Here is an 8,126-nt window from a genome sequence, read left to right as displayed (position 1 = left end):
GCTGCAGACGGCGCCTGCAGCTCCTGCAGGGCAAGCTGGTGTCCGGCCAGGTCGAGCACGGCGCGCACCAGGAGCGCGCCCTCTCGGCCCACGAAGAGCAGTTGGGCTATGCCCTGTTCTGCGTGGCCAAGCCCCAGAGCGACGTCACCATCGAGGCGCGCGAAGTGGCCGGCGTGGGCGAGATCCCGGTGCGCAAGCTGCCGGTGCGCGTGGCCAAGCTGGAGAAGGTGGCCGATGACGTGATCATCCTGTCGCTGCAATTGCCGGCCAATGACCGCCTGCAGTACAAGGCCGGCCAGTACGTGGAATTCCTGCTGCGCGACGGCAAGCGCCGCAGCTACAGCATGGCCAACGCCCCGCACAAGGATGAGCCCATGAGCCTGCACATCCGCCACCTGCCGGGCGGCCTGTTCACCGACCAGGTGTTCAGCACCCTGAAGGAACGCGACATCCTGCGCATCGAAGGTCCGCTGGGTACTTTCTTCCTGCGCGAAGACTCCGACAAGCCCATCATCCTGCTGGCTTCCGGCACCGGCTTTGCGCCCATCAAGGCCATCGTCGAGCAGTTGCAACATGCGGGCTCCCAGCGCCCGGTGACCCTGTACTGGGGCGGCCGCCGTCCGCAGGACCTGTACCTGAACGCGCTGTGCCAGCAGTGGGAACAGGAACTGCCCAACTTCAAGTACGTGCCGGTGGTCTCCAACGCCCAGCCCGAGGATCACTGGAGCGGCCGTACCGGCTTCGTGCACCGCGCCGTGATGGAAGACTTCCCCGACCTGTCGGCGCACCAGGTCTATGCCTGCGGCGCACCGATCGTGGTCGAATCGGCGCAACGCGACTTCAGCGCCCAGTGCAAGCTGCCGGAAGGCGAGTTCTACGCAGATTCCTTCACCTCCGAAGCCGATCTGGCCAAGCCGGCCCCGGCCGCCTGAGGCGATCTGGGTGGCGCCGTGCGTGGCCCTGGATGTCATGCCGGCGTCATGCGCATTTGCGAAGATGCCGCGCAAGCCTGATGGCGCGCGGCTGGGCGCGGTGCGACACAAATGCAACGGCCAAGCGCCGCAAGCCGGCGCCAGCCGATCCTGTGGGAAATTTCTTTTTGACGCTCTGCGCAAAACGTCCTAATATTCACCGCATGATCGCCAACGCCACATTTTTACGACGCCGCAGCCAACCTGAGAAAGGTTTGCTGCTGCACGCGTGAAGTGAAACGAATCGCGGAACCACAGGCAAACCCTGTGGCTTTTTTTATTCGCCATCCGGGTCTGTCGTGCGCCTGCCGCCTAGCGCTTGGTTTTACCTGACGGTCTGTCCCGCACCTTCCCAACCACCCTATTCTTGCAGGAGCCTTTCGATGCAATACAGCCAGTCCGACGCCAACAAGCTGATGTACGTCACCAACCGCCCCGAGCTGGTCTTCACCGAAGGCCAGGGCATGTGGCTGACCGACCATCACGGCAAGCGTTACCTCGACTACCTCCAGGGCTGGGCCGTCAACACCCTGGGTCATGCCCCGCAATGCATCGCCGACGCCCTGGCCGCGCAGAGCAAGAAGCTGATCAACCCGTCGCCGGCCTTCTACAATGCGCCCTCCATGGAGCTGGCCAAGCTCTTGACGGACAATTCGGTCTTCGACCGCGTGTTCTTCGCCAACAGCGGTGCCGAAGCCAATGAAGGCGCCATCAAGCTGGCCCGCAAGTGGGGCAAGAAGAACCCGGCCGCCGACGGTTCGGCGCGCTTCGAGATCATCACCTTCAAGCACAGCTTCCACGGTCGTACCCTGGCCACCATGTCGGCCAGCGGCAAGGACGGCTGGGACACCATGTTCGCGCCGCAGGTGCCGGGCTTCCCCAAGGCCACCCTGAACGACCTGGCCAGCGTCGAGGCCCTGATCGGCAGCCATACCGTGGCCGTGATGCTGGAACCGGTGCAGGGTGAAGGCGGCGTCATTCCCGCCTCCAAGGAGTTCATGCAAGGCCTGCGCCGCCTGACCAAGGAAAAGAACCTGCTCTTGATCGTGGACGAAGTGCAGAGCGGCATGGGTCGTACCGGCCAGCTGTTCGCCTACCAGCATTCCGGCATCGAACCCGACATCATGACCCTGGCCAAGGGCATCGGCGGCGGCGTGCCGCTGGCAGCCCTGCTGGCACGCGAAGAGATCGCCTGTTTCGAAGCCGGCGAGCAAGGCGGCACCTACAACGGCAACCCGCTGATGACCGCCGTGGGCGTGGCCGTGATCAAGGAACTCTTGAAGCCCGGCTTCATGGAATCGGTGCGCGAGCGTGGCCAGTACCTGCGCCAGCGTTCCCTGGAAATCTCCGAAAAGTATGGCTTTGAAGGTGAACGTGGCGAAGGCCTGCTGCGCGCCATGCAACTGGGTCGCGACATCGGTCCGCAGATCGTCGAAGCCGCACGCAACCTGGAACCGGTGGGCCTGCTGCTGAACTCGCCGCGTCCCAACCTGCTGCGCTTCATGCCGGCCCTGAACGTGAGCAAGGAAGAAATCGACCAGATGTTCTCCATGCTGGAAGAAGTCCTGGCCAAGATCGGGAAGTAAGCCATGGCGGGGCGCGTACGCATCGAGTCGAACCGGATGGCGATACTGCCATCCCCCCTGTCCTGGCTTGCCGCGCTGGCGGCGGCACTGGTGCTGGCCGCCTGCGGCACGGCACCGACTGCCCCGCCCATCTCCCGGCTACCGGGCGCCCCGCAATCGCAGGCGCCGGCATTGCCGGCCAGCGACAATGGCAATGAAGTGGCGCTCTATGCGCTCTCGCTGATCGATACCGGCTACCGCTTCGGCGGCAAGAATCCCTCGGCCGGGCTCGATTGCAGCGGCATGGTCAGCTACATCTTCGGCCAGGCTGCCAACTACCACATCAGCGGCAGCGCTGCCGATATCGCGCGCCGCGGCCGAGAGATCGATCCTGCGCAATTGCGTGCCGGCGACCTGGTGTTCTTCAACACCCAGAACCGTCCGTTCTCGCACGTAGGCATCTACCTGGGTGATGGCCGCTTCGTCCATGCGCCCTCGACCAATGGCAAGGTGCATATCTCGCGCATGGACAATCCCTACTTTTCGCGCCGCTTTGAAATGGCGCGCACCTACTTCAACTGAAGTGCGCTCTTGCGGGTCGCGCGCTTGCGCGGCTTGCCCCGCTGCTGTTCTTGCTCTGGCCCCTGTTGGCGATGCCCGTATGCGCGGATCAGGTTGGCGCTGTAGCGGGTGAAGGCGATATCCATGTGCCGTCGCATGGCCGCACGCGCCTGTTCGGCGTTGCGCGCGCGCAGGGCCTGCATGATCAGGCCATGTTCCTCGATGGCTTCCTGCCATACGCGGGTGCCGTCGAAATGGCTGTGCAGGCGCTCGAACAAGGGCCCCAGGCGGGCATCGAAGAGTTGCGTCACCACCCTGACCAGCACGCTGTTGCCGGTGGCTTCGGCCAGGCGGATGTGGAACAGGCGGTCGGCTTCGAGCGGATCGATGCCGGCCTCGGCACGGGCCATCATCAACGCATAGGCTTCTTCGACCGCGGCGATCTGCTGCTTGCTGCCATGCTGGGCGGCGGCGTAGGCCACCTCCCCCTCGATCATCTCGCGCGCGCGGATCAGTTCCAGCGGCCCTTCCTCGCCGGATAGGTCACTGCGCCGCTCGCGCTGCACGGGCGGACAGACGTAGATGCCCGAACCCATCCGCACTTCGATATGCCCTTCCACCTCCAGCGCAATCAAGGCCTCGCGCAAGGAGGGCCGGCTCACGCCCAGTTGCAGCGCCAGGTCGCGTTCGGACGGCAAGCGTGAACCGACGGCGAATTCGCCCTCTACGATCAGCTTGCGTAGCTGGTCGCTGATCTGGCGATAAAGCCGCTGCGGTTCGATCGCTTCGATGGGCATGATGGGGGTTTAGCCAAGGGCCGCGGGAAAGGCCAAGCCATGACTGGCCGCCGCCTCGCGCAGCATGGGGGCGATGGTCGGATGCAGGGCCACGCCTTGCTCCAGTTGCTCGGCGCGGCGTTGCAGGGCACGGTCGCCCGGCATCCGCACCTGGCCCACGCCGGGGCGCGGCGCATTGTGGCGGCAGGCTTGTGCGATATGGTCCATCTGGCGCTTGAAATCCTGTTCACCACCGAAGGCCGAAGGGTCGTAAAGCGACAGGAACACGGTGGCACCCCACCCTGCCGGCGGATCGGCACGGCCAAAGCCGGACAAGCCACCGGTCAACGCCTCGATCAGCAAGGCCAGGCCAAAGCCCTTGTGCCCGGCCGACAAGCCCCCCAGCGGCAGGATGGTGCCGGGAGGCGTGGCCGTGAGCACGGCCGGATCGCGACTGGGATGGCCCTGGCCATCGATCAGCCATTCTTCTTCGAACTGCTGGCCCGCCTTGTGCAGGCGATTGCTCATGCCATTGGTGGTGATCGAGGCCGAGATGTCCACCAGGAAGGGCGTGCCCGAGGTGGGAATGCCTGCCGCGATCGGGTTGGGCGTAAACACCGCCTGGGTACCGCCGAAGGGCGCCACGCTCTGCACGGCCGGGTCGGAACTGGCCAGGATCATCATGAACCCCTCCTGCGTGGCGCGCAGCAGGTAAGCGGCCAGGCAGGCGATGTGGTGGCTGTGGTGGATGGTCAATGAGGCCGTGCCATAGTCACGCGCCTTGGGGATCAAGGCATCGATACCCCGATGCACCAGCCACGGTCCCGGCAGGCGACGACCATCCCAGGCCAGGGCGGCGGCGCGCTCGGAGAGCACTTCCGGCTCACCGGTGCGGGTCATCGTACCTTTTTCCAATTCCTTCACATACGGGGCCAGCAGTGCCAGGCCGTGGGTATCGTGGCCCAGCAGGTCGCCATCGACCAGGGTGGCGGCCACGCTGTCGGCCTTGTCGGCATCCAGCCCGGCCTGTTGCAGCAAGCTCGTGGCGAATTGGCGCAAGGCGGGGGCGGAAAAACGTTCGGGGGCAGCCATGCAGAGAACCATCCTTTCAAGGAGTGCGATGCAGCGTGCAACGATGTGGGAGCGGTCTGCTGTCTCCGGGATCGATTTTTTTACCATCCTGCGCAAGCATCGATGGTGATCAATGGTCCGCGAATGCGGTAATGTGGTCAGACCAGCTCAGATCAGAATTTCATATCGGATCGCAGGTGTCAAGGATGAATCCGAGGCGAAAAATCATTCCTCTTTCACGCGGCGCAGCATTTTCACTACCCTCGAGCGCCCGCCGCAAAGCCTTGTCCCGCCTGGTTTCTATGCCAGCCAGCGATGATGCATCGTGCTGCAACGGCAGCATGGAAAACAGCCCTGTGGCTTCCTGACAAAATGCTTTCTCGCGATCTGGTATTACCACTTGACCAAACAAATCGGGCTGCAATAGACTCGCAGCCAATCGCACCAGCCATGTCACACCAGCCTGCCCGACCGCCACAGCCTGTCCGGTCCATCAGAAGAGCATTAAGCCTGCATTAACCCTGTATCAAGTTCGAATTAAGCCTGTATTAAGCCCGCATTAGGCCCGCATCAAGCTCAACATCAGCATCAGTCGTACCCGGGAACACGACACAGCCACACAATCGGCGGCCGTGTTCCAGGAAGTAGTTGCAACAAGGTGGCCCGAGACAACCATCATGGAGACCCGCAATGAAAGTACTGATTACGGACTACGATTTCCCCGACGTCGACCTGGAGCTGGCGCTCTACAGACAAGCCGGCGTGGAAGTCGTGACCGCGCAATGCCGCACCGAAGACGACGTCATCGCCGCCTCTGAAGGCTGTCAGGGCTTGCTGGTGCAATACGCACCGGTGAACGCCAAGGTGTTTGCAGCACGTCCTGAAATCCGCATCGCCAGCCGCTATGGCGCGGGCTTCGACACCATCAATACCGCCGATGCCGCCCGCTACGGCGTCTGGGTCGCCAACTCGCCCGACTATGGCGTGGGTGAAGTAGCCACCCATGCGCTGGCCATGGCACTGGACCTGATCCGCAACATCACCGTCTACGACCGTGCGGTCAAGGCTGGACAGTGGCACTACACCACGGCCGGCATCATCCCGCGCGCCTCCGAGCTCACCCTCGGCATCATCGGCCTGGGCCGCATCGGCAAGCGCATGGCGCACATCTCGCGCAATCTGTTCAAGCGCGTCATCGCCTATGACCCCTACATCATCGATGGCGACTTCCCGGCCTACGTGGAACGCGTCGGCCGCGAGGATCTGTTCCGGCAAGCGCACGTGGTATCGCTGCATACCCCGCTCAACGATGAGACGCGCAACATGATCGATGCCTCGCTGCTGGCGCTGCTGCCGCCGCAAAGCTACCTGGTCAATTCCGCACGCGGCGGGCTCATCCAGATCGACGACCTGCTGGCCGCGCTGGAAAACGGTCAGCTCAAGGGCGCGGCGCTGGATGTGTTGCCAGTCGAGCCGCCCACGACATCGGCGGCGATCGTGCAGCACCCGCGCGTACTCTTGTCGCCGCACGCGGCATTCTTCTCGGACGTGGCCGCGCGCGAACTGCGCCGCAAGGCGGCCCAGAACCTGATCGACTGGGACCGCAACGGACGCCCCTCCTACGTCGTCGTCCAAGGCCATCCAGCATAAGCAACACGCGCCGCAAGCGGCGTGATGAACCTAGTACAACAAGCACGCTGTCGCCGGCCCCGCCTGGAACCGGTTACATGGCGTCGATACGAGGATAGACACGAGGAGCATTTGATGGCATCAGTACAGATTCGCGCAGTCAAGAAACAGTTCGGCAGCACCCAGATCATCCGGGGCGTCGACATCGATATCGCCGATGGCGAATTCACCGTCCTGGTCGGTCCTTCCGGCTGTGGCAAATCGACCTTGCTGCGCATGTTGGCGGGCCTGGAAGAAATCACGGGCGGCGAGATCCTCATCGGTGGCACCGTGGTCAACAACGTCCAGCCCAAGGACCGCGACATCGCCATGGTGTTCCAGAACTACGCGCTCTATCCGCACATGACCGTGCGCGACAACATGGCCTTCTCGCTCACCCTGGCCAAGAAGGATAAGTCCTTCGTGGAAGAACGGGTCAAGAAGGCGGCCGACATCCTCGGCCTGAACCAGCTGCTGGACCGCTACCCGCGCCAGCTCTCGGGTGGCCAGCGCCAGCGCGTGGCGATGGGCCGCGCCATCGTGCGCGATCCACAGGTGTTCTTGTTCGATGAACCGCTCTCCAACCTGGATGCCAAGCTGCGCGTGCAGATGCGCACCGAGATCAAGGAACTGCACCAGCGCTTGAAGACCACCTCCATCTACGTCACCCACGACCAGATCGAAGCCATGACCATGGCCGACCAGATCGTGGTCATGCGCGATGGCCTGGTGGAACAGCGCGGGCGTCCGCTGGACCTGTACGACCATCCGGCCAACCTGTTCGTGGCCGGCTTCATCGGTTCGCCCGCGATGAACTTCATCCCGGCCACCTTGCGCCGTGGCGTCGGCGCGGCCGAAGTCGAGTTCGCCGATGGCACCCGCGTGCCCGCCCCTTATGGCAGCGCCTTGCAAGGCAATGACGGCCAGCAGGTCACCTATGGCGTGCGTCCCGAACATCTTTCCATCGGCGCCGCCGGAACAGGCATCGCCACCCAGGTCATCGTGGTGGAACCGACCGGGGCCGATACCGAAGTGTTCTCGCGCTTTGGCCAGACCAGCCTCACTTCGATCTTCCGCGAGCGTCATGACTTTGGCGCGGGCGACGTGATCCACCTGGTGCCCGACCACAGCCGCACGCACCTCTTCGATACCGCATCGGGCCAGTCGCTGGCAGCGCGCTGATCGCCCCATCCATCCCGCACCATCGCCGTACCACCATACCGCAGTCCCAAGGCAACACCCGTAGCGCAGCATCAGAACAACAAGAGTCCATCCGCAAGAACCTCTGTTCGCAAGCGGTCCAATTCGACGTTCAACCGAAGGAGTAGGAGACATGAGCAAGCTGACACGACGCGAATTCCTGGTCACCAGTGCTGCCGCCGCAGCCGCATCCAGCCTGGGCGCGAACGCCTTTGCCGCTGGCCCCGGCGTGGCTGGCGCCGATAGCATCAAATACCCCATCGAAGCAGGCGCGACCCTGCGCGTGCTGCGCTGGAAGCGCTTCGTCCAGGGTG

General features: G+C 63.8%; 9 protein-coding genes and 1 pseudogene. 7 read left to right on the top strand and 3 right to left on the bottom strand.

The genetic code is table 11. The features are described from left to right. The 4 genes and pseudogenes from I5W_RS24625 to I5W_RS24615 all read left to right on the top strand — a co-directional run. Window positions 1–932, top strand: a pseudogene (locus I5W_RS24625) (CDP-6-deoxy-delta-3,4-glucoseen reductase); the annotation flags it as partial. 80 nt (window positions 933–1,012) lie between these two features. Next, window positions 1,013–1,204, top strand: a complete 192-nt coding sequence (locus tag I5W_RS31700) for a hypothetical protein (RefSeq protein WP_148289198.1) — start codon at window positions 1,013–1,015, stop codon at window positions 1,202–1,204. A 150-nt stretch (window positions 1,205–1,354) separates the two neighbouring features. Beyond that, window positions 1,355–2,557, top strand: coding sequence for an acetylornithine transaminase (locus tag I5W_RS24620; RefSeq protein WP_044531228.1), 1,203 nt, complete (start codon window positions 1,355–1,357; stop codon window positions 2,555–2,557). Window positions 2,558–2,560: 3 nt separating this feature from the next. Beyond that, on the top strand, window positions 2,561–3,118 hold the full coding sequence (locus I5W_RS24615) for a C40 family peptidase (protein ID WP_044531227.1): 558 nt from the start codon (window positions 2,561–2,563) through the stop codon (window positions 3,116–3,118). On the opposite strand, the gene I5W_RS24610 is transcribed toward I5W_RS24615, so the two are convergent. From I5W_RS24610 to I5W_RS30530, 3 genes are all read right to left on the bottom strand, one after another. After that, entirely contained in the window at window positions 3,106–3,894 is a 789-nt protein-coding gene (locus tag I5W_RS24610) for a FadR/GntR family transcriptional regulator (RefSeq protein ID WP_044531226.1), read from the bottom strand. The two genes, I5W_RS24615 and I5W_RS24610, sit on opposite strands and share 13 nt — an antisense overlap. Window positions 3,895–3,903: 9 nt before the next feature. Then, window positions 3,904–4,965, bottom strand: a complete 1,062-nt coding sequence (locus tag I5W_RS24605) for an Ldh family oxidoreductase (protein WP_199901800.1) — start codon at window positions 4,963–4,965, stop codon at window positions 3,904–3,906. 160 nt (window positions 4,966–5,125) lie between these two features. Next, window positions 5,126–5,401: a hypothetical protein gene (locus I5W_RS30530; RefSeq protein WP_148289197.1), complete on the bottom strand. Its 276-nt coding sequence runs from the start codon at window positions 5,399–5,401 to the stop codon at window positions 5,126–5,128. Between the two features lie 233 nt (window positions 5,402–5,634). Here I5W_RS30530 and I5W_RS24600 point away from each other — a divergent pair, with 233 nt between their 5' ends. From I5W_RS24600 to I5W_RS24590, 3 genes are all read left to right on the top strand, one after another. After that, window positions 5,635–6,594: a C-terminal binding protein gene (locus I5W_RS24600; protein WP_044531224.1), complete on the top strand. Its 960-nt coding sequence runs from the start codon at window positions 5,635–5,637 to the stop codon at window positions 6,592–6,594. 114 nt (window positions 6,595–6,708) lie between these two features. Further along, window positions 6,709–7,794 (top strand): ABC transporter ATP-binding protein, encoded by a 1,086-nt coding sequence (locus tag I5W_RS24595; RefSeq protein ID WP_044531223.1) that lies wholly within the window; start codon window positions 6,709–6,711, stop codon window positions 7,792–7,794. A 151-nt stretch (window positions 7,795–7,945) separates the two neighbouring features. After that, on the top strand, window positions 7,946–8,126 hold a 181-nt coding region (locus I5W_RS24590), incomplete at its 3' end, for a twin-arginine translocation signal domain-containing protein (RefSeq protein ID WP_044531222.1).

Source organism: Herbaspirillum sp. B65, from assembly GCF_000333555.1.
GTDB classification, from domain to species: Bacteria; Pseudomonadota; Gammaproteobacteria; order Burkholderiales; family Burkholderiaceae_D; genus Herbaspirillum; species Herbaspirillum rubrisubalbicans.
This window is presented reverse-complemented; position numbering and strand designations above follow the sequence as displayed.